At 40.6% G+C, this 24,264-nt stretch carries 25 protein-coding genes; 14 read left to right on the forward strand and 11 right to left on the reverse strand.

The features are described 5' to 3' along the window. Positions 1–99: 99 nt before the first annotated feature. From ACWQ4X_RS06575 to ACWQ4X_RS06595, 5 genes are read left to right on the forward strand one after another with little or no spacing between them, the layout of a single operon-like run. Positions 100–537 carry a hypothetical protein gene (locus tag ACWQ4X_RS06575; RefSeq protein ID WP_457903150.1) on the forward strand — a complete coding sequence of 146 codons (438 nt, stop codon included), beginning with the start codon at positions 100–102 and terminating at the stop codon, positions 535–537. Beyond that, complete coding sequence (locus tag ACWQ4X_RS06580; RefSeq protein WP_457903151.1) at positions 530–763, forward strand: hypothetical protein; 234 nt, start codon at positions 530–532, stop codon at positions 761–763. The genes ACWQ4X_RS06575 and ACWQ4X_RS06580 overlap by 8 nt, the downstream gene beginning before the upstream one ends. After that, positions 760–975, forward strand: coding sequence for a hypothetical protein (locus ACWQ4X_RS06585; RefSeq protein WP_457903152.1), 216 nt, complete (start codon positions 760–762; stop codon positions 973–975). The genes ACWQ4X_RS06580 and ACWQ4X_RS06585 overlap by 4 nt, the downstream gene beginning before the upstream one ends. Beyond that, a complete protein-coding gene (locus tag ACWQ4X_RS06590) occupies positions 975–1,220 on the forward strand; it encodes a hypothetical protein (RefSeq protein ID WP_457903153.1) in 246 nt (81 codons plus the stop codon). The genes ACWQ4X_RS06585 and ACWQ4X_RS06590 overlap by 1 nt, the downstream gene beginning before the upstream one ends. 1 nt (position 1,221) lies before the next feature. Next, a complete protein-coding gene (locus tag ACWQ4X_RS06595) occupies positions 1,222–1,512 on the forward strand; it encodes a pyocin activator PrtN family protein (RefSeq protein WP_457903154.1) in 291 nt (96 codons plus the stop codon). Between the two features lie 59 nt (positions 1,513–1,571). Here the strand turns inward: ACWQ4X_RS06595 and ACWQ4X_RS06600 are convergent, their stop codons facing one another. Further along, positions 1,572–2,720 (reverse strand): tyrosine-type recombinase/integrase, encoded by a 1,149-nt coding sequence (locus ACWQ4X_RS06600; protein ID WP_457903155.1) that lies wholly within the window; start codon positions 2,718–2,720, stop codon positions 1,572–1,574. A gap of 93 nt (positions 2,721–2,813) precedes the next feature. Here ACWQ4X_RS06600 and ACWQ4X_RS06605 point away from each other — a divergent pair, with 93 nt between their 5' ends. From ACWQ4X_RS06605 to ACWQ4X_RS06615, 3 genes are all read left to right on the forward strand, one after another. Continuing rightward, positions 2,814–3,767, forward strand: coding sequence for an RluA family pseudouridine synthase (locus tag ACWQ4X_RS06605; protein ID WP_457903156.1), 954 nt, complete (start codon positions 2,814–2,816; stop codon positions 3,765–3,767). A 109-nt stretch (positions 3,768–3,876) separates the two neighbouring features. Continuing rightward, a complete protein-coding gene (locus ACWQ4X_RS06610) occupies positions 3,877–4,227 on the forward strand; it encodes a type II toxin-antitoxin system RelB/DinJ family antitoxin (RefSeq protein ID WP_161934140.1) in 351 nt (116 codons plus the stop codon). A 92-nt stretch (positions 4,228–4,319) separates the two neighbouring features. Continuing rightward, the gene (locus tag ACWQ4X_RS06615) at positions 4,320–4,763 is read left to right on the forward strand and encodes a GNAT family N-acetyltransferase (RefSeq protein WP_100242470.1); all 444 of its coding nucleotides are present in this window, start codon (positions 4,320–4,322) and stop codon (positions 4,761–4,763) included. Here ACWQ4X_RS06615 and ACWQ4X_RS06620 read toward each other — a convergent pair. Next, a complete protein-coding gene (locus ACWQ4X_RS06620) occupies positions 4,756–5,466 on the reverse strand; it encodes a pseudouridine synthase (protein ID WP_457903218.1) in 711 nt (236 codons plus the stop codon). The two genes, ACWQ4X_RS06615 and ACWQ4X_RS06620, sit on opposite strands and share 8 nt — an antisense overlap. Before the next feature lie 125 nt (positions 5,467–5,591). On the opposite strand from ACWQ4X_RS06620, the gene ACWQ4X_RS06625 reads away from it, so the two are divergent. Then, positions 5,592–6,044, forward strand: a complete 453-nt coding sequence (locus ACWQ4X_RS06625) for a DUF441 domain-containing protein (RefSeq protein ID WP_100242397.1) — start codon at positions 5,592–5,594, stop codon at positions 6,042–6,044. Positions 6,045–6,117: 73 nt separating this feature from the next. Here ACWQ4X_RS06625 and ACWQ4X_RS06630 read toward each other — a convergent pair whose 3' ends face one another. Continuing rightward, positions 6,118–7,038 (reverse strand): LysR family transcriptional regulator, encoded by a 921-nt coding sequence (locus ACWQ4X_RS06630; RefSeq protein ID WP_100242396.1) that lies wholly within the window; start codon positions 7,036–7,038, stop codon positions 6,118–6,120. Between the two features lie 918 nt (positions 7,039–7,956). Between ACWQ4X_RS06630 and ACWQ4X_RS06635 the strand changes: the two genes are divergently transcribed. Both ACWQ4X_RS06635 and ACWQ4X_RS06640 read left to right on the forward strand, forming a co-directional pair. Next, positions 7,957–8,901, forward strand: a complete 945-nt coding sequence (locus ACWQ4X_RS06635) for a 3-carboxyethylcatechol 2,3-dioxygenase (RefSeq protein WP_457903157.1) — start codon at positions 7,957–7,959, stop codon at positions 8,899–8,901. 240 nt (positions 8,902–9,141) lie between these two features. Next, on the forward strand, positions 9,142–10,362 hold the full coding sequence (locus ACWQ4X_RS06640; protein ID WP_457903158.1) for an MFS transporter: 1,221 nt from the start codon (positions 9,142–9,144) through the stop codon (positions 10,360–10,362). A 77-nt stretch (positions 10,363–10,439) separates the two neighbouring features. On the opposite strand, the gene ACWQ4X_RS06645 is transcribed toward ACWQ4X_RS06640, so the two are convergent. The 3 genes from ACWQ4X_RS06645 to ACWQ4X_RS06655 all read right to left on the reverse strand — a co-directional run bounded on the left by ACWQ4X_RS06645 (position 10,440) and on the right by ACWQ4X_RS06655 (position 15,469). Then, positions 10,440–11,423 (reverse strand): ion transporter, encoded by a 984-nt coding sequence (locus tag ACWQ4X_RS06645; protein ID WP_457903159.1) that lies wholly within the window; start codon positions 11,421–11,423, stop codon positions 10,440–10,442. A 103-nt stretch (positions 11,424–11,526) separates the two neighbouring features. Further along, positions 11,527–13,242 carry an AAA family ATPase gene (locus ACWQ4X_RS06650; protein WP_457903160.1) on the reverse strand — a complete coding sequence of 572 codons (1,716 nt, stop codon included), beginning with the start codon at positions 13,240–13,242 and terminating at the stop codon, positions 11,527–11,529. A 226-nt stretch (positions 13,243–13,468) separates the two neighbouring features. Further along, positions 13,469–15,469 carry a hypothetical protein gene (locus tag ACWQ4X_RS06655; RefSeq protein ID WP_457903161.1) on the reverse strand — a complete coding sequence of 667 codons (2,001 nt, stop codon included), beginning with the start codon at positions 15,467–15,469 and terminating at the stop codon, positions 13,469–13,471. 276 nt (positions 15,470–15,745) lie between these two features. Between ACWQ4X_RS06655 and mdh the strand changes: the two genes are divergently transcribed. Continuing rightward, positions 15,746–16,957 (forward strand): iron-dependent methanol dehydrogenase, encoded by a 1,212-nt coding sequence (gene mdh / locus ACWQ4X_RS06660; protein ID WP_100242390.1) that lies wholly within the window; start codon positions 15,746–15,748, stop codon positions 16,955–16,957. Positions 16,958–17,173: 216 nt separating this feature from the next. After that, on the forward strand, positions 17,174–18,142 hold the full coding sequence (locus ACWQ4X_RS06665; protein WP_457903162.1) for an alpha/beta hydrolase: 969 nt from the start codon (positions 17,174–17,176) through the stop codon (positions 18,140–18,142). Here the strand turns inward: ACWQ4X_RS06665 and ACWQ4X_RS06670 are convergent, their stop codons facing one another. Then, entirely contained in the window at positions 18,143–19,333 is a 1,191-nt protein-coding gene (locus tag ACWQ4X_RS06670) for a transcriptional regulator (RefSeq protein WP_100242388.1), read from the reverse strand. A 195-nt stretch (positions 19,334–19,528) separates the two neighbouring features. On the opposite strand from ACWQ4X_RS06670, the gene exaC reads away from it, so the two are divergent. Further along, positions 19,529–21,040, forward strand: a complete 1,512-nt coding sequence (exaC, locus tag ACWQ4X_RS06675) for an acetaldehyde dehydrogenase ExaC (protein ID WP_100242387.1) — start codon at positions 19,529–19,531, stop codon at positions 21,038–21,040. A gap of 116 nt (positions 21,041–21,156) precedes the next feature. Here exaC and ACWQ4X_RS06680 read toward each other — a convergent pair whose 3' ends face one another. The 4 genes from ACWQ4X_RS06680 to ACWQ4X_RS06695 all read right to left on the reverse strand — a co-directional run bounded on the left by ACWQ4X_RS06680 (position 21,157) and on the right by ACWQ4X_RS06695 (position 24,246). Beyond that, complete coding sequence (locus tag ACWQ4X_RS06680; protein WP_457903163.1) at positions 21,157–22,107, reverse strand: DMT family transporter; 951 nt, start codon at positions 22,105–22,107, stop codon at positions 21,157–21,159. Further along, a complete protein-coding gene (locus tag ACWQ4X_RS06685; RefSeq protein ID WP_457903164.1) occupies positions 22,104–22,682 on the reverse strand; it encodes a TetR/AcrR family transcriptional regulator in 579 nt (192 codons plus the stop codon). The genes ACWQ4X_RS06680 and ACWQ4X_RS06685 overlap by 4 nt, the downstream gene beginning before the upstream one ends. 181 nt (positions 22,683–22,863) lie before the next feature. Beyond that, positions 22,864–23,457: a DsbA family protein gene (locus ACWQ4X_RS06690; RefSeq protein WP_457903165.1), complete on the reverse strand. Its 594-nt coding sequence runs from the start codon at positions 23,455–23,457 to the stop codon at positions 22,864–22,866. Between the two features lie 36 nt (positions 23,458–23,493). Then, on the reverse strand, positions 23,494–24,246 hold the full coding sequence (locus ACWQ4X_RS06695; protein ID WP_457903166.1) for an SDR family oxidoreductase: 753 nt from the start codon (positions 24,244–24,246) through the stop codon (positions 23,494–23,496). Positions 24,247–24,264 lie beyond the last annotated feature (18 nt).

A 24,264-nucleotide genomic window follows, 5' to 3' on the forward strand; every position in this document is an offset into this window, starting at 1 on the left:
AGCCAGATAATGCAGCTTAAGCCACTTCTCTATTTAAATAGCAAAGTAGGCTCAAAATTCAATGCAATTTACTATTTTAATAAATAAATGGGTGACGGGATGGATATTCAAAATAATATTGATTGCCTATATGCAGAAATTGAAGAACTTCAGCAAGAAATAACTGAAGGTAATTTCATGACTCCAGATCAGGAAGAACAACTAGAACTCCTAATCACTAAATCCATTAAATTTGGTGAGCTATGTGCACAAGGTGATGCAAAATCCCAAGCGGTGCCTGAGGGGTTTGTTCTACTTCCCGTGGCGCCGACTCAAGCTATAAAAACTGCTTTAAGTTACCAATGCTTTGATTTTATCAATGTTGCGCAAATATATAGAAATCTTGGTTTTGATATACCGAAAAAAGCAGAAGATGAACAATCATTTTTTTTATTTAAATTTTTAATTCTGGCGATAAAACACGGTGAGGATTTTATTCGCGTATTTAATGATGAAACAAAGGCACTGGTTGAAGCACAGGAGCAAAGTCATGACTAATTCAAATACAAAGTTTAAAGCAAATAACAAAGTAGTTTTCATCAGCGAACATACTCCAAACAACTTAGTCATGAACGTAAAACGTGGCACATACAAAAGTAGCGGCATGGAAATGGTAACTGTTGAGTTACCAAGTGGATCAGCAAATGCTTTTGCTAATGAACTACGCATCGCAACTAATGCCGAAGTTAAAGCAGGCTATAGGTTATCTGGAGCAAAGTCATGAGTGAAATCAATCAAGTTTGCGAATTCTGTGATGATGGAAACGGTGAATCTGTTTACCCATATTATGGCTTAGCACCCCATACACATAAATCAGAAATTATTGGCACCACTGAATTCACTGGTGAAATTCCAGAAAATTTTTGCCCTGATTTTGAAGATGAGGGATTGGGAACCTATACGCATTGCTTGCATTGCGGAGCTGGAGAGAATTAATGACTTATATCGAAATGCTCCAAGATCCAAAAATTAAGCAACGTTTAGAAAATAAGTTAATTGCCCATGTGAACAGTGAATATTTAAAAGCAGGTTTAAGTCCACCACTGCCAATTATTCGCAACAACATGACGCATTATGATGATGCAAAAGTCACTAAATTGGCTAATCGTGTGCGAGTAGGCATTGTGATACTTGCCAAGCTGCTTGATGAAGTTAACCAGGAAAAGGAAGGTGAAAAATAGAATGAATGCCGTAACTCAACTTAATTCATTTCATGTACTCATGATCCGCTATTCATCCCCAGTGGTTCCATTAGAAACCATTGTGAATGACTACTTCACACATATGAAAATTGAAGAAGCCAATCGTAGAGCCAATAAAATGGAACTACCTTTCCCAGTTTTCAAAAGCGAAGAGACTAAAAAGGCAAAATGGTTTGTCAATATTGCACAATTTGCCGCTTACTTAGACCGTCAAAGTAAAGTTGCCGAACAAGACTTTAAAGAAATGCATGGCAATCGATTTTCAACATAGTTCTATGAAGCAATTCTGATTTAAAGCCTCTATTCATTAGAGGCTTAATTTTTGCCAAATTATAACTGCTCTACATATTTTTCTGCATAGCTCATAGCTTCATCAAATTCTAGAACATTTTTTCTAAGCAAATCCAAGTTCACATAGCGCTGTAAACTCCCCCAACTGTCGTGCAAAGTGTATTGCTGAATTTGTGGAATAGACATACCTTGTTCAGCCAACCGAGTAGCACCTTCATGTCGGAGGTCATGCCACCTAAAATCCTCAATCCCATAAATATGGCAAGCTTCAGTAAATTTTTTAGTTGTTGGCCCAGCCTTAAGTGGAATCAAAAGATTTGGATCACCACCTAGACGCATCATTTTCTTTCTAACTTTAGGATCTAACAACTGCTCAATAATCGCTTTAGCCTTATCAGATACTTTAAAACGCTTATGGTTACCTTTAGAACCTTTAGGATTTTTAACATCTCGAACAAGCCAGACACCATGCTCACGGTCATAATCCTTAATATTCAAGTTATAGAGCTCACCACGCCTTCTTGCCGTATATATTGCAAGCCACATAATCAAATGAACAGGCATAGTATTCACTGGTCTTTGCCATAATGCATAAAAGTGATTCGTCAGGTCTATAAGTTCTTGCCGTGTAGGCAATCTATCCCTTGTTTGAGAAGTTTCAATCTGCCGAGCCGCTCTTAAACCTTTCATTGCATGCTCTAACTCTGACAGAGCATTACTTTCAAAATTAAGTACGTACTCTGCATAATTTAATACAGACTTAAAATAGTACAAATCCTGCTCTAAAGTAGACTTTGAAGTAACTGAATACCCGTCATCTCCATTTCTACGTTTTATTACGTATGATGCAAATACCTCTCGATCTAACTGATCCAATCGTAAATTAGCAAAATCCTGTTTTTTAAAATATTTCAACTTATAGTGTTTTGTTTGCCCAATGTCTTGAACTTCATTTATATATCTATCTATTATTTCAGACAAAAGTGGAGAGAGTGCCTGAACTTCTCCAGTCAAAATACCAGGGTCTAATTCAATTTCTGATTCTCTTTTTTTTATCCAGGCTTCTGCTAAGACCTTTTTACTAAACGTCTTAGATTCGCTAAAATTCACATCCTGCTTGCGTATCTGAATCAGTGCTCTGTAACGTACTTCACCTTTAGTAGTTACCCTCTTTGTTATTGTGCCCATATGGTTGCAACTTCAAATTTGTGGTTGCAATACAGTTGCACAAAATGCAGATATTCGCAATTATTAACAGCTATTACTGGGTATTCCACGACCATGAAAGACACGCATAATATTGTTTTAGATAATAATTTAGAAAAAACAAATATATGCGATAAATTCACACCTCCCATGATTCGTGGGGTTACCGCTAGCAAACTGTTCTTACCTACTTTACAGCCTGCACCACAGCGCTTATATGATTATCTGTGTCAGCAATTTGCTCACATTTCAGCACAAGAGTGGCAACAGCGTTTTCAAGACCAACTGATTTATGCAGCCGACGGTACGATTTTAAATTTAGATAGTGTTTATCTAGCCAATCAACATATCTATTACTACCGTTTTTTAGCACACGAAATTCATGTGCCGTTTCAGCATCAAATTCTGTATGAAACAGATGATTTATACATTGTCGATAAACCACATTTCCTGACCATGAGTCCAACTGGTCAGTACGTTCAAGAAACACTCTTGGTTCGATTAAAGAACCAAACAGGAAATGCTGATTTGACCCCGATCCATCGTTTAGACCGCGAAACAGCAGGTTTGGTTTTATTTTCCAAGCGTCCAGAAACTCGTGGCATTTATCAGCAAATGTTCGCCAAACGTGAAGTTCAAAAAACCTATCACGCAATTGCTGGCTACCAACCTTTACTCCAACTGCCACAAACACTTCGCTTGAGGATGGATAAGGGGCAGCCGTTTTACACCATGCATATTATGGAAGGTGAACCGAACAGCGAAACACACATTGAAATTTTAGAACACAACGCGGATTGGGCTAAATATCTACTTAAACCAGAAACAGGCAAACAACATCAATTACGCGTACATCTGAATTATTTAGGGATTGCCATTAAAAATGATCCGTTCTATCCCAATGTGCAACACAAACCTGATAATGATTTTTCCAATCCATTACAGTTATTAGCGAAGCGGATTCAATTTCAAGACCCTGTTACAGGGGAGTCTATGGACTTTTCATCTAATTTTGAATTGACACTGTAATACGATTGTCATTACATAAAACTTAAGTTTTCAGTTGAACAATATTGAAATTACAATGAAATTGTTTAAAATGAAGGCTAAAAGTTTAATCTTCAAATTTATAAAAATCATGAGAAAAACCGAAGTTTATCAAATTCGTCTCGATTCACAGGAAAAGAAACAGGCTTTTGCTGTCTTTAAACAATTGGGGATTACACCAGCCCAAGCGGTACGCCTTTTTTTTAAACAAGTTGTACTGACAAAGTCTATCCCCTTCTCTATCGAAAATCAGAATATCAATTTAGAGCAATTGATTAAATTAAGACGTCTGAAACAAGAGCAGAAAACCGCGACAGCTACGCTAGAAAGTGATGACACTGCGACTAGCACTCAGCACAATGATGAGTTTCTCATGGATGATGATCATCTAGATTTATTTGAAGAATTGAATGCTATTTTGGGTGAAAGCGACAAAAATTAGTCCTGTTGCATTTTTATACATAATTTTAATTTTTTCATTTAAAAACTTAGGTATGCTTCATGCAAGGACAATACAAATGCATGGAGCAATTGATGATTGTAAGAAAAGCCTCTCTTGAGGATCTGAATCAACTTGCTGTTTTATTTGATGAATACCGTCAGTTTTATGGTGCTTCTTCTAATTTAAATTTATCCCAACAATTCTTAAAACAACGCTTTGAAAATCAAGAAAGTGTCATTTTTGTTCATGTCAAAGACGATGTATTGACAGGTTTTATTTTACTTTATTTGGGTTTTTCTTCTGTCGCTTGTTCAACCTATTATATTTTAGATGATGTCTATGTCACTCCGCAATTTCGCCGACAAGGCTCTGCGAAGCAACTGATCGATACCGCAATTTTATTTGCTCGACATGAAAATGCACTGCGGATTAGTCTTGAAACGCAAAAGACCAATCGTGAATCACATCGACTTTATGAAACGATGGGCTTTATTCCAGATAGCGAGTTTAGGACGTACCACTGCTTTCTTAAATAGACGCTCGGGTGCGTGCCAGTTCAATTTGCTCAGGCGTTAAATAGATCCATTCACCCTCTTTTAAGTCTAGACATTGTAAAGCCCCAATTTGCACGCGATGCAATTGCTCAACTTTATTGCCCACCGCAGCCAGCATTCTTTTCACCTGATGGTACACACCTTGATGAATGGTCATTTGCAATTCGCATTCTGCTAACTGTTGCACATCTGTCGCTGCAAATATGCCCTGTTCATTGCGTAATTCAACACCAGTTTCGAGTTGCTGAATCTGCTCAGGAGAAACAGGGTCGGCAGTTTGCATACGGTAGACTTTAGCCACATGCTTTTTCGGATGGGTCAACGCTTGTAAAAATTGACCATCGTCCGTAAGCAATAATAAGCCAGTAGTGTCTTGATCTAGCCGACCTACGCATTGTAAGCCACGATTCAGCAGCACATCATCAAACAGATCAAACACACTAAAATGATGGGTTGCCTGATGGGAGCACTCATATCCAGCAGGCTTATTTAAAGCAATATAGATGTTTTCCCGATATTGATAACTTTGTCCATACACTTCAAAAACCAAATTTTCTAAGTTTAATTTCTGCTTTGGATTTTGCATGATGTCTTGGTCAATACTGACAGCGCCTGATTTAATTAATTGCTGGCAATGCTTACGCGAACCAAAACCTTGAGACTGCAACATTTTTTCCAAGAACATAATTAGTGACCCATCATCAGACTGCTGCATTTTAAACAATTTTCCAATTACACGCTGATTTTCTCGCTGTTATGTGTCAAAAATCGCTACAATAGTTGCATTTTCACACATTCTCCCTATATCTCATGTCTAATCTAGATCTGAATCTGATTGCCCTGCTGGTTTTATTGGCCTGCGGAATTTTCAGCCATAACACTGCTGTTACCATTGCAGCTGGGGTATTGATCGTTTTTAAAATTACCCCTTTAAGTGAGTTTTTCCCACTCTTACAGCAACACGGCTTAAATGTGGGTATCGTGATTTTAACCATCGGAGTTTTAACGCCAATTGCCAGTGGTAAAATTCCAGGGGAAGCCATTCTTAAATCCTTTTTAAGCTGGAAATCATTATTGGCGATTGCTATCGGCTTGTTTGTGGCTTGGCTGGGTGGACGCGGAGTCAAGTTAATGACGCATCAACCAAATGTCGTGGCTGGATTATTAATTGGAACTGTTGCTGGCGTTGCACTCTTACGCGGTGTACCTGTCGGTCCACTGATTGCTGCGGGTGTGCTTTCTTTATTTATTGGTCAATCTTAGTTCAATAAACAAAAGCGAATTGTGATGATGTAGTCGATGAACTACATCATCACAATTTGATATTTGAACGTTATTAAGACAAATAATATTGATGACGTTTTTGAGAGAACTTTTCCAATTGTTTGAGGAAACCTTCAAAATAGTTCTTCTCTTTTTCTTCAGTCCGATAACCCGCGTATAAAGTACGACGTAAGCCTTTTTCAGACACACAATCTAAACGGCGCGAAGTGACCCAGCCCTTTTGTTCATATTCATTCACCACCCAATCTGGTAAGGCAGCAATACCACGACCACTTGCCACCAACTGAATTAACATTTGAGTTAAATCCGTTGTTCGGATTTGCTTGGGTTGAATATTCGCAGGAATAAACAACTTCGACATAATGTCTAAACGGTGTTTATCAACTGGATAGGTAATTAAGGTTTCTTCAGCCAATTCTTGTACGGTAATACGCTCGGCACGCACCAAAGGATGCGTATTTGACAACACTAAACGGGATTCATATTCAAAAATCGGAAAGTAATCAATCCCTTTTAATGCGATAGGATCTGCGGTAATTAATAAATCAAACTCAGCATTCTGCAATAACTCATGCGGATTAGACTCGAAGCCTGAAGCAAAATCTAAATCGACATCTGGATACTGCTGACGATATTGATTTAAAAGCGGCATTAACCAATCAAAGCAACTGTGACATTCAGAAGAAAAAATAATCCTTCCTGTCTGTCCATGCACAATGCGTGTGATATCTGTTTGCGCAATTTGAATTTGTGGCAATACATCATCCGCAAGTTTGAGTAAGCGCTGCCCCACATTCGAAAATGTCACAGGACGGCTACGGCGATTTACCACCTCTACCCCATACCAATGGTCTAATTCTTTCAACTGATGTGAAATCGCTGAAGGGGTTAAACAGAGGTCATTGGCAGCAGCAACTAAAGAGCCATGTTCACGTAGCGCAAGTAATGTTTTTAAGTGTCTAATTTCAAGCATATTTATTATGAATCCGCAAAGGTCAAACCTTATAGCCCATCAGAATTTGATGATTTCAAGCGACTAAGCGCTTAACCCGATATCTGGAGAAAATCTCAACATCATTAAATCTGTACGAGCAATATCAAAGATGATTCATGTGAATTGACTTCAATCCACAAAATGAAACCTACTCATTCTATCATTAAATTCATTAGTGAGTTTCATTTTTAGTTTTATTTCATTCTTTTCTATTTAAGTGAATATAATTCAACAATCAAAAGATTAGCTTTGAAATATACCGTTTAAATATTCCATCGACTTCTACCGAAGTTGAACTCTAATTCATGGAAGCAAAAAATTCTCTTCTCTGATCTAATAAGCTTCTGTTTTTTTCACTAATGATTGATTTAAATACTCATTGAGTTGAAGACCATTCATCTGAGTAATCATTAAACACCCTGATTATTAGGATGTTTTTAGGATCAATTACGAAGGATTTACACAAAGCGAGAATAATTACAGACTCTTATCGCTACACGTTTATCATTCAACCCAAATGGTGCTCAAACCACATCACTAGATTGAAACGAAAATACACTGATAGAATCAGTGAAATATCAAAATAAGTATGTGAAGCATTCATTCAAGGAATTTAACGGCTTCATCCAAACATATATTTAGCCAATAACCATTTCGAACTTTGGTCGAGTTTGCTGAATAATATATTCATTTGATCAGCGGAAATTTCCTCCCAGTTCAATTTTAAAGTTTACAAAAAACTATAAGCCACTAATTTTATTAATTTAAATAATGCATAGTAATTTACTTATAATTCACCACAATCTTTTAACTATCATTCCATTGCAGATAAATATTGTATTCCTAGAATGACTTCATTTTATGCTCAGATCATCAAACTGGACTTTGAGTGTAAACATGCCCGTTAAATTAATTTGTGTTTCACACACCCCTCTCTTGGGTTTTGCCTCCCCACCACCAGAAATTGAAGCTTCTGCCCGCGCAGCTTTTGCTCAACTTGCGCAGCAAGTCAAAGCGTATGACCCGACTCTAATTATCTCCTTTGGTCCTGACCACTTTAATGGTTTTTTTTATGATCTGATGCCAAGCTTTTGTGTGGGTGTCCGCGCAACCGCTGCAGGTGACTGGAACTATGGACCTGCATCACTTAATGTTCCTGAAGAAAAAGCGCTTGGTCTGATTGAATATTGCTTAGAGCATGATATTGATCTTTCCTACTCCTACCGTATGCAAGCCGACCACGGGATTACCCAACCGCTCGATTTATTTTGCGATGGTCAATTGGACCGTTACCCTGTTATCCCAATTTTTATTAATGGTGCTGCCAACCCAATGCCGCGTACCAAACGCGTCATTCAGATGGGGAGAGTCATTGGTGAATATCTTAAAACTTTGGATGAACGTATTCTGATTATTGGTTCTGGTGGATTATCACATGATCCTCCAACCCCGCAAATTCAAACAGCACCAGCCGAAGTGCAGGAATTCTTGATTGCAGGACGTAATCCCACCGTTGAAGCGCGAAATATCCGTCAGTCTAAAGTAATTGCGGTTGGTCAACGTCTTGCCAATGGCGATATGAGTGCTGCATTACCCTTAAACCCAGAATGGGACAAAGACTTACTCCAGCGCTTTAAACATGCAGATTTTAATTATTTAGCTGCAATGAGCAGTGAAGAAATTCGTCGTGACGGAGGACGTGGCGGTCAGGAAATTCGTGCATGGATGGCTGCTTTTGCTGCACTTTCCGCTTTTGGCGAATATGATGCAGAAATTCAATATTACGAACCGATTCAAGAATGGATTGCAGGCATGGGCATGATGACTGCATCACCGCTTTAGCAGCAATTGACTGTGAAGTTAGTGAACCCTTACACTAACTTCAGCTTCCGAATCTGGTAAATAATTCACATTGAGCATGAAGAATTCTTCATATTCACAAGTCATAAATTATGTGATCATTCCCATATTAATTTACAAAAAAAATCCAATCCAGAGTGATTTGCTCTGCTTAATTTTTAGATCTTTCACATATAATAACTAGCTCTCCCACACCAACTTATCTCTATTAAAATGACATCTATGAATTCCAATTATTCTATCGATGCAAAGCCTGCTTATTCCTTATTTTGGGTGATTTTAGCCCTCGCGGTTGGAGGCTTTTGTATTGGTACGACTGAATTTGTCGCTATGGGGCTAATTCAGGAAATTTCTCATAATCTTCATGTCAGCATTCCTGTGGCTGGGCATTTCATTAGTGCCTACGCATTAGGTGTCACCATTGGCGCACCGATTATTGCGATCCTTGCAGCGAAAGTACCTCGTAAAACCCTGTTGATTGGGCTGATGCTATTTTATGGCATAGCCAATGGTGTAACAGCACTCACCCATACTTATGAGAGTATGTTGATTTCACGCTTTATTGCAGGATTACCACACGGCGCCTATTTCGGGATTGCTGCCTTAGTTGTTGCTGAATTTGCAGGGAAACAAAAGCGTGCTTCTGCTGTGGCAAAATTGATGATGGGTTTAAATGTCGCAACCGTGATAGGCGTGCCTTTTGCAACATGGCTAGGGCAAAACTATGGCTGGCGTGCGGGCTTTGAGTTCTCCGCATCCATCGCATTATTAACCGTTGTGACGATTTGCTTTTTTGTACCACAAATGCAGCAAAAGCAAACGGCCAGTATTCAAAATGAATTACGTGGCTTAAAGAACACCCAAATGTGGCTCACTCTTGCAGTGGGAGCCATTGGTTTTGGCGGGCTATTCTCAGTCTATAGTTATGTTTCCCCAATCCTGACCGAATACACCCATGCCAGCATTCAGGTTGTGCCTTTTGCACTTGCCAGTATTGGTCTGGGACTGGTCATTGGGGGCTTGGTTGCAGGACATTTTGCTGATAAAAATCTGAATAAAGCCATTATTTTGGTCTTGCTGTCCAATGCCTGTTCTTATGTAATTTGTGCATTATTTATTGGGAATCTATGCACCGCTTTTTCAGCATTATTCTTGGTCAGTTTTAGTATTGCTGGTTTAGGACCATTACTGCAAACTCGGCTTATGGATGTCGCTGGCGATGCGCAAAGTTTGGCGGCTTCGCTGAATCATTCTGCTTTTAATATTGCCAATGCCCTTGGTGCTTTTCTGGGGGGTTGGCTCATCAGTCATGGCATGGGCTGGTTAGCGCCAATTTGGGTGGGTGTACTCTTAAGTCTTGGTGGATTAGTCATTCTCTTAGTCGCCTTTCAGCATGAAAAGAATCAGCAACTGGATAGTCAAACCTGTCAGGAAACAAGTTAGGTATTTTTAATCCATTTCAAATAAAAGCCCTAAAAGTCATCGAACTTCTAGGGCTTTTACTTATGTTTTTTTAATCTTTATTCAGGTAACTTTTTACCGCAATGTGGACAATAGGCATATTGATCCCGTTCCTGTTTCAGCGATTCTTCCTTTTGCTCGCGAATCAATTGCAGAATAATATCTTGGGTTTGCTCATTGGTCAGTCCGACCTCTTTACGAATTTCCTCAATCTTCTCTTTTTCTAAAACAAAATCGATCTCGCTATTTTGAATCAATTCGCGAAATCTGAGTTCAAGTTCTTGCTTACGTAATTCAAGTTCATTCGCCAAACCATTTGCCAAAATACCCGCAGGTAAAGCAGCCAAGCCCACGCCCAAAATAGTAATTAAGGCGCCAAGGAAACGTCCCAATGGGGTTACAGGCGTCACATCTCCATAACCGACCGTGGTCAGTGTCACCACTGCCCACCACATGGAGGCAGGAATAGAACTAAAGACCTCAGGTTGTACCCGACTTTCAATCAGATATACACCTGCCGCAGCCATGATGATCATAATCACCAAGATAAAAATCACAGCTTGGAACGAGCCTTTTTCACGCTCAATCACACGCAACAGAATTTGCAGTGAGACAAAATAACGGGTCAGTTTTAATAATCGGAGTAATCGTACAATTCGGAGGAAACGCAGGTCGAAATGGACAAAGAAATTCAGATAAGCAGGTAAAATCGCAAGCAAATCAATAATCGCACCACCACTGGTCACCCACTTCATACGGTTTGTCCACGGTGATTCAAAGCTATCCGCTTCAGCAATTGACCAAAAGCGCAATATGTACTCTAAGGTAAATACAAAAATTGAGAACAGCTCAAAATAGTAAAAAAAATCGTGGTACTGCACATAGTATTTTTGAATGGATTCAATTAAGACCGCTGCCGCATTACTCATAATTAATGCAATCAGAAAAATATTCAACCCACGACTAAACCGAGTTTCATAATCATCATTGTGCAAATTATTGTAGACAAACTTGCGTAGCGTATACCATGCCGTAAATTTCATTGCTTTTCTAATTTATTCTTATCCGATAAATCGCAGTGTAGCGCAAGTTTTTAAGAAAGTAAGCAAGAATTGCACTTGCCTACGCTTCTCTTTTACAACAGTTTTATTTGATATAAAGCAAAGCTAAACGCACTTGATCATAGCCCATTCTTGGGTTGGTGGCTTCCACAATTGGACGCAGTTTAATGGCACCATCATCTGCAAAATGATCTGAATTTTGCCGCTTTTGCAAACGTTTATAAATTTTACGCACTTCTTCGACCACTTCATCCCCAGGATGGGCAACCGAAATATCCAAACCTTGCTCTTTATGCAAACGTCCAAGATGATTAATGATCGTGGCGGGTGTTAAACCTCGTTCAGTTGCAATATCTTCAATCTCATAGCCTGACTCAAAGAGTTCACGGGTTTCATCTAGGGTCGCAGACGCATAGTTTTGCTTGCCTGCATTACGCGCAATTTTCTTTTCGTTGCGTTCAATTTCAACTTCATTTAACGTTCCACCACAATGACGAATAAAGGCTTTGTGTTGAACTGTTAAATCCTGATCTGCAAAATTGTGCTCGGCTTCTTGCGACAACTCTTGGAAGCGTCGATCGGCTTTAATAGCCAAACTATCCAGTTCTAAAGCTTGCATGTTAAAACCTAACAGCTTTAAGCCTTGTAAGGATTTTAACCGTGACAATGCCACATAACCTTGCCCTTTTTCAAAGGTATGGCTTAAGTTGATTTCTGCCGCTGCCAAGGTCATGCCTTGTGATTTATGAATGGTGATTGCCCACGCCAAACGTAATGGAATCTGCTGCAAACTGGCAATACTCTTACCCGCTTCATTATCGACTGACCAAGTTTCAGGCTCGACTAACAACACCGAACCATCAGTGAGTTTCACTTTTGGCAGAATGCCATGATCATCATCTTCTTCAAAACCAATCACTTCACCCAAGCTGCCATTGATATACCCCATATCAAAGTTATTTTTGACAAACATGACTTTGGCATTTTTCTTGAGAGTTAAAGCTTCGGGCGCACGTACCGACGATTTTAAGGTTTCAATTAATTTATCATTCCCATCACAGACTGCCATAAATTCATGACCTTGCTGCTCAATGGCATTCAAATGTTGATAATTAATAGAATCAACGTCCATATTATGCGTATACAATCGTGTGAAGGTTTCACCGATATCTTGGGTACGGGTCTGCTCTAAGGCATGTAAATGTTCTTGAGTGATGCTCTGGCTACGAATCGCATTCAAAATATCATTCAAATAATCATTGCCTTGACGATGTTGCTCGGTGAGATAGCAAACACGGAACTTGGCTTCAACCCAAGCCTCAGACATAAAGCAGAATTTATCCCGATTTTGTTCTTCTTTTTTCCCGACTGGCGGTAACTGGAAAAAATCCCCCGCCACAATCACCTGAATACCGCCAAATGCATCCTCACTTTCTTTAAAGTATTTCAGCACCTGATTGACCAAATTCAGCTGCTTGGCATGTAACATTGAAATTTCATCTATGATCAATACCTGTGCATTTTCCAAATGCTCTTTCAGGTATTTGCGTTCTTTCATACGCTTCAGATCATCATCGCTTAGGCTATCTTTAATGCCAATGCCCGCCCAAGTGTGAATGGTCATGCCGTTCATATGAGTTGCAGCAATACCTGTTGACGCGGTAATGGCAACAGGCACTTTACGTGCTTTTAAGTAATTGATGTACTGATTTAAGGTATAGGTTTTTCCCGCACCAGCCGAACCTGTAAGGAAGACATTTTCGCCCGCTTTGAGCAGCTTGAGTGCAGTTTCTTGTTTCATAAGACCGATAACCATTAAAGAACGGCTATAGCCTAACGATTTTTGCCTGAAAAGTTAAGCGCAGACCCAAAATCTCGCCGCTTAACTGCCACTTATCTTTACTAAAAATTAATGAATATCAATAATCTGTATTATATATTTCCAGCAAAATTTAAAACATAAAAAATAATAGCACTTCAATATTTTTAAGTTGTATCTGTCGAGCAAAAAACCTGTCTGTTTTTAATTAGGGTGAATATTTATCATTGAACCATTGAATAAATTGTTCTGCGATTGTGACCAAGAGCTGCTCGGCTTTTTGATTGTTCGGATATTCCAATTGATCAAACAACAACTTGCCTGCCTGAATATGACACCCCAAAGTCAGTGACTGCGTGTAATGTGGAGCAGACATATGAAAAGCGACATATTCGCCCTGCATAATCCGTTCCGCATAACTCACCGCAAGACAATGGTGAAATATATTCGACTCTTCAATAATGCGTTCGATATGATGCAATTCTTCAAAAGTCCAGCCCGAATATTGCAAAATCGTCTCTGGTGAAACGGCATTCCAAGTATTGACCGCAAAACTCTGTTTCAGCCGCGCCAAAATTTCATCTTTATGTAACTGCCGATGCCATTCCACTGCATGATGAAATAAGCCCAACCACGTTGTATTTTTCGCAATATCACGATTTTCATTAAAACAATAAATTAAGTAATCGCGCACATAGGCATCAAAGACCGATACCCTTAAATTTTGATAACGTAGATAGAACAAGGCACGAAACTCATTTACTGGCACATGATGACGGCGTAAGGTTCGATAAAAGCCCCGATTTTGATGGGTACTTGGATGGACATAACTTAACAGTTCTTGCGGCAGATCTTGCACGATATGATGTAAGTGCAGCATGTAAGCCTGCATCACCCGACTAATCTTTTTATACACCTGCTTGACTGTCGCTTCGTTCTTACTAGAGACATTACGCAGCAAATTCATCCATTCATCTAAATACAAAATGGAAGGACTGATGGCAATCCGTTGATCTTCCGCAGTCTGTTGTTGACCTTTAAGTACTACAGTTTGATTATTTTGATGCTCAAACCATTGTTCTGCTGTGGCGTGTATATCACAACTCTGAATAAACATACGCGCACAAGTATGCTGGAAATACTGCAAGGTCAGTAATATGATACTGGGGTGAATTTGACTGGTATCGACAAAACTCAACGCAGTCACCGCGACACGCACATGGCTATGTTGAATATGGCTACTCAACCAATCTAGCACCATCGCATCTTGCTTAAATAGCCAATTCACCGTACGTGAGTAATCAAATATCGGCAGTCGGGCGACTTTTTTTTGCCAGATTGGACTGTGCGCTTGTAAAAAGTTTTGCTTTGCCAATAAATCATCTTTATGCCACAGCTCACGATTCATCAACCTAACAAAGGACAAAACATGACTTTGTTGTATGGCATAGGGCTGTAACAAAGCAAAATCTGCTTGATGATCCAGCAATTCATCCAAATTAAATTTTTGCTCAAAAGTTAAGGTCGCAATGCGATACAAAGCGGTCGGTAGAAATTGCGCTGCGCTATGGCAAAGCTCGTCATAGCTATCCATCAGTCCCTGTAAGGGTAAAAAGTCTTCTCCATTGACGATATGCAAAGCACAAAGTTGACTAAAGTGTTGTTTTAATGCGGGATCTAAAGCCGCTCCCGTTTGTAGCGCTTCTACAAAACAGGCATATTTCAACATACCGAGCGCAATCAAACGCCGATCTAATAATTCTGCTTGCGCCAAGGTCATTTGATTCAAAAAAGCCAGTACACGCGCTGGTCCACCCACCCATTGATAAACTTGCTTTGCAATAATTTCACGTAATTGTTGCACTTTATTTTTTAAAAATAGGGAGTGCTGTTCATTCAAATGATCTGTCAGAAAACCGACATCATGCAAAAAGAAATCTTCAAGTAATTCGGCATGTTGCCCTTGATAGCTAAAATCATGCTGTAACAAGGGCGTATTGTTGTTTTGAACCAAATGGAAGCTGAGATAAAACATCTCATTCATAATAAAAATCGTATGTTTTTCTTGGTCTATGCGAAACATATTTTGCGCATTCAAATTCCCCAAAATCTGCCATTGTTGCTGTTGCATGGCAGTCAGGTCAGGAGAAAAACTCAACATCATTTGAGCAATTTGACGATGTTGCGGTATTAAACGTTCTTGTTCCATACGCGCCCCTCATTCTACTTTTGTATAATGCTACTTATTATTTTAATCAAATTTTTAAAAAAATCACCTTTTGCCGTTTAGTTCATTTTATTTTTATTTATCTTATAGATACCAAAAACTGTAACCGCTATCTTGCCATCAAAAGTCTTAAAAAAAGTATGCCTTCAATTCTATGGTAGGTATTTGGTAGGTAGGCTTAATTTTGTCTTCATACAATACTCAAACCACGGTGAGGGTCACCGCTCAGAACATAACAATGGTAGAAGGAATCGCACCATGGCTTTTAAAAATATTGCAGATCAAACCAACGGTTTTTATATTCCATGTGTTTCACTTTTTGGACCAGGCTGTGCCAAAGAAATTGGAACCAAAGCTCAAAATTTAGGTGCTAAGAAAGCACTGATTGTCACCGATGCAGGTTTATTCAAATTTGGCGTAGCTGACACCATCGCAAGTTATCTTAAAGATGCTGGTGTTGATAGCCACATCTTCCCAGGTGCAGAACCAAACCCAACAGATGTTAACGTACATAATGGTGTACAAGCCTACAATGATGAAGGCTGTGACTTCATTGTATCACTTGGTGGTGGTTCATCGCATGACTGTGCCAAAGGTATTGGTCTGGTAACTGCGGGCGGTGGTCATATTCGTGATTACGAAGGTATCGACAAAAGCTCTGTACCAATGACACCACTTATTGCAGTGAACACAACTGCGGGTACTGCCTCTGAAATGACGCGCTTCTGTATTATTACCAATACAGACACTCACGTGAAAATGGCAATTGTAGACTGGCGTTGTACTCCACTCATTGCAATTGATGATCCTAAACTGATGATTGCTAAACCTGCAAGCTTAACTGCTGCAACAGGTATGGATGCATTAACACATGCCGTTGAAGCTTATGTTTCTACAGCAGCAAACCCAATCACAGATGCGTGTGCAGAAAAAGCAATTTCCATGATCAGCCAATGGTTAAGCCCTGCAGTAGCAAACGGTGAAAACCTAGAAGCACGTGATGCCATGAGCTATGCACAGTACCTTGCTGGTATGGCATTTAACAATGCATCATTAGGTTATGTCCACGCCATGGCACATCAACTTGGCGGTTTCTACAACCTGCCACACGGCGTATGTAACGCAGTCTTACTGCCACACGTGTGTGAGTTCAACTTAATTGCATGCCCTGACCGCTATGCACGCATTGCAGAGTTAATGGGTGTGAACACCAACGGTTTAACAGTCACTGAAGCTGCTTATGCTGCTATTGATGCGATTCGTGAATTATCTGCGTCAATTGGTATCCCATCTAGCCTTGCTGAGTTGGGTGTGAAAGAACAAGACCTCGGTATTATGTCTGAGAATGCGCAAAAAGATGCCTGCATGTTGACGAACCCACGTAAAGCGACTCATGCGCAAGTGGTCGACATCTTCAAAGCAGCGTTGAAAAGCGGTGCCTCAGTTGTAGATTTTAAAGCAGCGGTGTAAGTCTCTCCAATCTCTTACTTTTTGCTTTTGGCAACCCAGTTCTGGCTGAATCAGGCATGGAGTGCAGTCACTGTTGACTAACCAGTGACTGCACACTAGATTCTCTACAGAAGAAGGCACTGGGTTGCATTTTTTTGCCTATTTTTTAATTCAATTTGACAAATGCAGCAACATCATCAAGGATTAAACACATAATAAATCTTGATGAGTATAACAATGACATCGCTTAAAATTCCAAACACCTATCAAGCCGATATATTGGGTTCAGATTATCAGCAACTTGTACTCGAACTTCCTGATGACTATGAAGGTAAGGTCATTGCCACATTAGTCCGTAAAAAAGCAGCGCAAGCCAGTACCAAAGCTGTTTTATATATCCATGGCTTTATTGATTACTTCTTCCAAACGGAAATGGCAGACCAGTTCAATCAGCATGGCTTCGACTTTTATGCACTCGATTTACGTAAATACGGGCGTTCACGATTGGGGCATCAACAACTGTATAACGTGCGTGACTTACGTGAATATGATGCCGAAATCACCAAAGCCTTAGAGGTCATTCAAGCAGAAGGACATGAAGCGGTATTATTGAGTGGTCATTCTACAGGTGGACTGATTTGCACCCTATATGCTGCACATTATCCGCAGCATCCGCTGATTAAGGGTTTATGGCTAAATAGTCCGTTTTACGATTTCAACATGAGTGAATTTGAGAAAAACAAAGCCCTGCCACAACTGAGCAAGCTCGGACGCCTCTTGCCCAACCTTCCCGTGCCGAGTGGTCTCAACCCATGGTATGTACCGAGCATTCATTGTCACTATTCTGGCGAATGGAACTTTAATCTGGAATGGAAATTACCGAAATACTCAATGGTGAAACTGAGTTTTATACGGGCAATTCATGAGGCACAAAAAGAAATCCATGCAGGTGTAACCGTGACGGTACCTACGCTGGTCATGCATTCGCATCAAACCACCAACCCGAAAAAATGGGGAATTGAAGCACAAACCAGTGACGTCATTTTAAACGTGGATGATATTCAGAAAAATGCTGAGAAAATACACGGTGATGTCCGTATTCGAAGTTTTGAAAACGGTTTGCATGATTTGGTGTTATCCAACAAGAAAACCCGCGAACAGGTTTATCATGCCCTGTTCGCATGGATTAAAGAGAAAGGAATCTGATTAAAGATCCTCTCTGTCTTTCAGTTTGAGTAGCGTTTGATGCACAGGATGTGATTTCGGCATCAGTTCAATCAAACGCTCAACAGCATCGATGGCTTCAGGGAAATGTGCCACATGCTTGAGCAATACATCGGTTTCGTTGGCTTTAAAAATCGCGTCACTTAAGCGTGATTCCAAACAGTCTCGCCATGCACACAAGAACGGACTTTCGGTCTTGGCAAGAAACACGCCTGTGTACAGCTTTAACGCTGTTTCCAGATAGCCTGCATCCAATGCCTGTTCGGCTTGTAAGAAATCTGCATCCACATTGACCAATAAACGATATGGTCGTGAACCGAGCATACCACCCAAAATATCACGCAACTGCGACATTTCTGCTTTTAAAGTCCCAATACTGACTTTACGCTCACCATATAAGGCTTGATGCAAGGTATCTAAAGTCAAACCTTGCGGGCAAAGTGCCAAGATCGCCAAAATTTCGATTTGACGCGGTGTCAGCACCAATACCTTGCCATTAAACAAAATTTGCGGAATGGCAAAAGCACGAATAAACAACTGCTGTTTCTGATGCTCTAATAAAGCGGTTTGAATAATGGAAGAACAGCGCTCCGCTGCCAATAAGCCCAAACTGTTGTGATTTTTCCACGTAGTCGAGAGATCAATCACCCCTAAGACTTGTTTTGAATATGGATCAATAATCGGAGCCGCATAACAGACCCAATCCTGAATCGAGGTCATGTAATGCTCATTGGAGAACACACAACTGGATTGCTGGGTTTTTAAGGACAATGCCAGCGCATTGGTTCCGACCAATTCTTCACGCCATTGACCACCTGCCACAAAATGCACACTTTCTGCTGCACTTTGCATTTGATGACTCGATGCTGACCAAACGATGGTACTGCCAATATCACCAACCGCAACCACCATAGAGGATTGCTGGGCAATGTGTTTAAGATCTTCCGTGCAGAGCTGTAAGGCATGCTCTAATGCACTGTTCTGACCACGGTGATGCTGATGATTGATCGGTGCTGCCATACGGTCTTTAGGAATGGCTGCCGAAGCTGAACGTTGCCATGAGCTTGCAATACTTTGCCCTAATTGTTCTGCATGTAAAGGCGAAAGACTACTACTTTGGCGGAACTGATCAATCCTTTGTCTTTTTTCTAATAATGCCTGCTTATTCATCATTGCTTTCTCTCAAAACTAATGATCTGACGTCCTGTACTTAACTGTTTTTGTAAGCATTTGTCGTCCTGTTGTAAACCTTCTACATTCCAACCTTTCTCCAACCTTATGCTAGCTATGCTAAACAAATAATGTACTCATGTACCTTATACCAAAGCTGTAGATGCTTAGACAAACAACAAGCAAAGGAAATTATATATGCGTTACGTCGATCCTAATCAACCTGGTTCTAAGGTTCAATTTAAAGCTCAATACGAAAACTTTATCGGTGGCCAATGGGTAGCACCTGTTAAAGGAGAATACTTTGAAAACCTATCGCCTGTCGATGGCAAAGTATTCACTAAAGTTCCTCGCTCAACGGTTGAAGATATCGAACTTGCGCTTGATGCAGCGCACAAAGCTAAGGCTCAATGGAACAAATCCTCTCCTACTACACGTTCAAACCTGCTCCTTAAAATTGCAGATCGTTTAGAACAAAACCTTGAATTACTCGCAGTTGCAGAAACTTGGGACAACGGTAAACCGATCCGTGAAACCCTTGCAGCAGATATTCCGCTTGCCATCGATCACTTCCGTTATTTCGCAGGCTGTATCCGTGCACAAGAAGGTGGCATTTCTGAGATTGACGAAGACACAATTGCTTACCATTTCCATGAGCCATTGGGTGTTGTGGGTCAAATTATCCCATGGAACTTCCCAATTCTTATGGCGGCATGGAAACTTGCTCCAGCATTAGCTGCGGGTAACTGTATCGTGCTTAAACCAGCTGAACAAACGCCTGTCAGCATTCTCGTATTAGTTGAACTCATTCAAGACTTACTGCCAGAAGGCATCTTGAACATCGTAAACGGTTTTGGGGCTGAAGTGGGTCGTCCACTGGCAACTAGTCCACGTATTGCAAAAATTGCATTCACAGGCTCTACGCAAGTGGGTCAGTTGATTATGCAATATGCTACTGAAAACATTATTCCTGTAACGCTAGAACTTGGTGGTAAATCTCCGAACATTTTCTTTGAAGATGTGATGGATCGTGAAGATGACTACCTTGAAAAAGCGCTTGAAGGTTTTGCCATGTTTGCCTTGAACCAAGGTGAAGTATGTACTTGCCCTTCACGTGCCCTTGTTCAAGAAAGCATTGCAGACAAATTCCTTGAAAAAGCAATTGAGCGTGTTAAACGCATTAAGACAGGTCACCCATTAGATACAGAAACCATGATTGGTGCGCAAGCTTCGCAAGAGCAACAAGACAAAATCTTAAGCTGTATTGCTACAGGTCGTGGCGAAGGTGCTGAAGTACTTATGGGCGGTGGTGCTCGTCAAGAAGTGGGTAGCGGTTTCTATATTGAACCGACTGTCTTCAAAGGCAACAACGACATGAAAATTTTCCAAGAAGAAATTTTTGGACCAGTCTTGTCTGTAACAACGTTCAAAGATTTTGATGAAGCAATCAAAATTGCCAATGACACCATTTATGGTCTAGGTGCTGGTGTTTGGTCTCGTTCAGCACATACTTCTTACCGTGCTGGCCGCGCGATTGAAGCTGGTCGTGTTTGGACCAACTGTTACCACGTATACCCTGCACATGCGGCATTCGGTGGCTATAAAAAATCAGGTATCGGACGTGAGAACCACAAAATGATGCTTGATCACTACCAACAAACTAAAAACTTGTTAGTAAGCTACTCAACTAAACCAGCAGGTTTCTTCTAATTCCCTCTCTTGAAACTTGTTTCCTTTGCAAGAAAACTGAAAACAGCGAACCTCGGTTCGCTGTTTTCCTTTTTATCTTTTATTTATTTTGACAATGTATTTTTGCGATCCGCTTTTTAAATTTCAGTGCTTGGAAGCATTTCGGCTTCAGTCTTGGGTTGATCCTCAACTTTAAACAGAATTATCAAACACACAAAAATAAGTCCCATGCCCAGCCAGCCCAATCCATCCAATTGCTCACCCACGATCAGCATGGCAAAAACAGCCGCCATAAACGGTTCAAACAAGGTTAAAGTCACTGCACGACTCGCAGGCACAGTTCTAAGTCCATAGCCAAATAATAAATAGCCCAAAAACATGGGGATGAGCATCATATAGCCCACCACATAGACATGGATGGCCTCATCAAATAGATTACTACCCGTATACAAGGCAGTCGGCAACAATAACATAGCCCCAAATCCAAAAATCAGACCAATTGAGGCTTTGGCATCCACCCCACGGTCAATCATCTTTTTGGCAGCCCATGAATACAGTGAATAGGTTAGTCCAGCAACCAAGCCTAGAATGACACCTAAAACTTTCTGATCGGTTGAATGCTGTTGTAGCTGACTGGTTGCATGTGACTCACCCAGTGAAAGTAACAACACCCCTAAAACACCGAAGCAACAACTTAAAAACCAACGCTTAGATAATTGCTTCTGATCCAAGAAACGCTCCAGTAAGGCAGTAAATAACGGTGCTGTACCAATAGAAATGACCGTACCAATGGTAATACCTGCCAAATGCATAGAGCTATAAAATGCTAAGGGATAAATGGCAACTGAAAGCGCACCAAGCAACAAGATACCTTTGTTGCGTGGAATATCATTCAAATGCTTCGCAATTTTCTTTCTGGCTAAGAGTGCTTGTAATAGCCCGCCACCACCCATTGCCAGCGCCCCAATGGCCAATGGACTTAAATTGGGTGCAAAGGAAGCAGCCGTACCCGTGGTTCCCCATAATACCGAGGCAATCAGTACCGCGATAAAACCATAATACGCACTTAAATCTAATTTCTGACTCACCCATTTAACTCCTGCTGTAACAGGTGCTCTATCATTTGTTTCGCGGCATGCACCTTCGTTCCATTACCATCCAGACCCGCACGGGCAATCGAGCCTTCTAAAACAAAGGAAATAAATAATGCCAATTCTTGGGCTTTAATTTGCTCCTGAAACATTGCATTCAAATGTTCTACCAAAATCTGCTCAACTTCATCTTTATGTTGCTTCACCGCCAGTCTTTCTGGGCTTGCAGCAGGAAATTCTGCCGCTGCATTCAATAAACCACAGCCTCTAAACCCTTTTTCGTAGGCATATTCAGCATGGTCTTGATAAGCATCAAAGACTGCCAGAATCCGCTCAAATGGAGTATCTGCATGCACTAAACGCTTGGCATACAAGTCTAGCCATTCCTGATGTCTGGCTTGGATGTAAGTAGCAATCAAATCAGATTTGGTCGGGAAATTATTGTAGAGTGACATTTTAGCCACACCTGCCCGATCAGTAATGGCATTGATCCCCGTATTGGCAATTCCATCGTTATAAAACAAAGTTGCTGCTGCATCTAAAATTTTTTCCTTTGCGGACTTATTACTCATGCCAATTATCTAAATAGGTATACCGATCTACCTAATTTATAAAAATGAGTATGAAATTGCAATTGAAACTTTATATCTTAGAAAGGTATTACTGCTCAAAAGGGCTAGCTATGAAGAAATTTCTAAGAGAAAATCTCCCGTACTTTCATACAAGAGATTGTTTTTAAAAGATACATATCATTTAAGCTGAAGTTAAGGCCCGCTCTAAAAAGTGCAGATGATCGATTCCCCAGTAAATTTCATTTTGATTAAACCACGTTGGCGCACCAAACACTCCACGTTGCACGGCTTCTTCGGTGACGGACTTTAATTGCTGCTTCACTTGCTCATCATCCAGCCATGTTTGGACTTGTGCAACATCCAAACCTAAATCAAGCATCAGTTGTTTAAATTCATGCGGATCATTCAGATTACAAGGTTCGCCAAACATGGCATCAAACACACCAGTCAGTACAGCCAGAAATTGATCTGGTTGATAGCGCTGTACAGCCGTCACCAAACGCATCAGTTGCAGGGTATTAATTGGAAAATAAGGATTCATCTGCATTGGAATTTGCCAGAGTTTTGACCAACGCTTTAAATCATTCATAGCATACTGTGCCTTGGCAGGCACCGTCATTGGACTACTATTCCCTGTTGCTTTAAATACGCCACCCAAAAGCATCGGTTTCCAGATAATTTTGGCATGCTTTTCAGCTGCGATTTTCTGAATTCGATGAAAACCCATATAACTATATGGACTGCCTAAATCAAAATAAAACTCAATACTTTGCATTAAAAACTCCCTCTTTATCATTTTAAAAGTCCAATATTACCAACGCTCAATCCATGGTCTTAAATCTAACTCATGTGTCCATGCATCACGCGGCTGATGCGCCAGATGCCAATAATTTTCAGCGATGTGGGCTGGATTTAAGATTCCATCCTGCTCTTTTAGCGCATAGATTTCAGGGAAGGTCGTTTCAATAAAATCGGTATCAATTGCCCCATCCACCACCACATGTGCAACATGAATATTCTTTGGCCCCAATTCACGCGCCATACTTTGTGCCAATGCACGTAAAGCATGCTTCGCCCCTGCAAACGCAGCAAAGTTGGCAGCTCCGCGCACGCCAGCGGTAGCGCCTGTAAAAATAATGCTGCCCCGTTCGCGTTGGACCATACGTTTGGCAACCTCACGCCCGACTAGAAAAGCACTAAAGCATGCCATTTCCCAAATTTTAAAGTATTTACGTGCAGTTTCCTCTAAGATGCTACACGGCACATTTGCCCCAATATTGAAGACCATCACTTCAATGGGTCCTATGCGACTTTCAATCTGTTCAATCAGCGCGATCACTTGTTCTTCTTTTCGTGCATCGGAAGCAAAACCATATGCTGTACCGCCATTTTGCTCAATTTCATTAATTAACGGCTGCAACTTTGCCGCATTGCGTCTGGTCATACATGCGATATAGCCGCCACGTGCAAAGCGTTTGGCAATTTCACCGCCTGTTGCATCACCTGCACCAATGATTAAAGCGACGCCTTTATGTGTGCTTCCCTGTTCATTTCCTTGACTCATTGTAGTTCTCTTTTTAAA

Source organism: Acinetobacter sp. NigerLNRRAM0016, assembly GCF_054112845.1.

What these genes read in the sequence shown, in the direction of transcription:
- ACWQ4X_RS06575 (WP_457903150.1), top strand. Translation starts at nt 100, where the DNA reads ATGGATATTCAAAATAATATTGATTGCCTATATGCAGAAATTGAAGAA.
- ACWQ4X_RS06580 (WP_457903151.1), top strand. Translation starts at nt 530, where the DNA reads ATGACTAATTCAAATACAAAGTTTAAAGCAAATAACAAAGTAGTTTTC.
- ACWQ4X_RS06585 (WP_457903152.1), top strand. Translation starts at nt 760, where the DNA reads ATGAGTGAAATCAATCAAGTTTGCGAATTCTGTGATGATGGAAACGGT.
- ACWQ4X_RS06590 (WP_457903153.1), top strand. Translation starts at nt 975, where the DNA reads ATGACTTATATCGAAATGCTCCAAGATCCAAAAATTAAGCAACGTTTA.
- ACWQ4X_RS06595 (WP_457903154.1), top strand. Translation starts at nt 1,222, where the DNA reads ATGAATGCCGTAACTCAACTTAATTCATTTCATGTACTCATGATCCGC.
- ACWQ4X_RS06600 (WP_457903155.1), bottom strand. Translation starts at nt 2,720, where the DNA reads ATGGGCACAATAACAAAGAGGGTAACTACTAAAGGTGAAGTACGTTAC.
- ACWQ4X_RS06605 (WP_457903156.1), top strand. Translation starts at nt 2,814, where the DNA reads ATGAAAGACACGCATAATATTGTTTTAGATAATAATTTAGAAAAAACA.
- ACWQ4X_RS06610 (WP_161934140.1), top strand. Translation starts at nt 3,877, where the DNA reads ATGAGAAAAACCGAAGTTTATCAAATTCGTCTCGATTCACAGGAAAAG.
- ACWQ4X_RS06615 (WP_100242470.1), top strand. Translation starts at nt 4,320, where the DNA reads ATGATTGTAAGAAAAGCCTCTCTTGAGGATCTGAATCAACTTGCTGTT.
- ACWQ4X_RS06620 (WP_457903218.1), bottom strand. Translation starts at nt 5,466, where the DNA reads ATGTTCTTGGAAAAAATGTTGCAGTCTCAAGGTTTTGGTTCGCGTAAG.
- ACWQ4X_RS06625 (WP_100242397.1), top strand. Translation starts at nt 5,592, where the DNA reads ATGTCTAATCTAGATCTGAATCTGATTGCCCTGCTGGTTTTATTGGCC.
- ACWQ4X_RS06630 (WP_100242396.1), bottom strand. Translation starts at nt 7,038, where the DNA reads ATGCTTGAAATTAGACACTTAAAAACATTACTTGCGCTACGTGAACAT.
- ACWQ4X_RS06635 (WP_457903157.1), top strand. Translation starts at nt 7,957, where the DNA reads ATGCCCGTTAAATTAATTTGTGTTTCACACACCCCTCTCTTGGGTTTT.
- ACWQ4X_RS06640 (WP_457903158.1), top strand. Translation starts at nt 9,142, where the DNA reads ATGAATTCCAATTATTCTATCGATGCAAAGCCTGCTTATTCCTTATTT.
- ACWQ4X_RS06645 (WP_457903159.1), bottom strand. Translation starts at nt 11,423, where the DNA reads ATGAAATTTACGGCATGGTATACGCTACGCAAGTTTGTCTACAATAAT.
- ACWQ4X_RS06650 (WP_457903160.1), bottom strand. Translation starts at nt 13,242, where the DNA reads ATGAAACAAGAAACTGCACTCAAGCTGCTCAAAGCGGGCGAAAATGTC.
- ACWQ4X_RS06655 (WP_457903161.1), bottom strand. Translation starts at nt 15,469, where the DNA reads ATGGAACAAGAACGTTTAATACCGCAACATCGTCAAATTGCTCAAATG.
- mdh (WP_100242390.1), top strand. Translation starts at nt 15,746, where the DNA reads ATGGCTTTTAAAAATATTGCAGATCAAACCAACGGTTTTTATATTCCA.
- ACWQ4X_RS06665 (WP_457903162.1), top strand. Translation starts at nt 17,174, where the DNA reads ATGACATCGCTTAAAATTCCAAACACCTATCAAGCCGATATATTGGGT.
- ACWQ4X_RS06670 (WP_100242388.1), bottom strand. Translation starts at nt 19,333, where the DNA reads ATGATGAATAAGCAGGCATTATTAGAAAAAAGACAAAGGATTGATCAG.
- exaC (WP_100242387.1), top strand. Translation starts at nt 19,529, where the DNA reads ATGCGTTACGTCGATCCTAATCAACCTGGTTCTAAGGTTCAATTTAAA.
- ACWQ4X_RS06685 (WP_457903164.1), bottom strand. Translation starts at nt 22,682, where the DNA reads ATGAGTAATAAGTCCGCAAAGGAAAAAATTTTAGATGCAGCAGCAACT.
- ACWQ4X_RS06690 (WP_457903165.1), bottom strand. Translation starts at nt 23,457, where the DNA reads ATGCAAAGTATTGAGTTTTATTTTGATTTAGGCAGTCCATATAGTTAT.
- ACWQ4X_RS06695 (WP_457903166.1), bottom strand. Translation starts at nt 24,246, where the DNA reads ATGAGTCAAGGAAATGAACAGGGAAGCACACATAAAGGCGTCGCTTTA.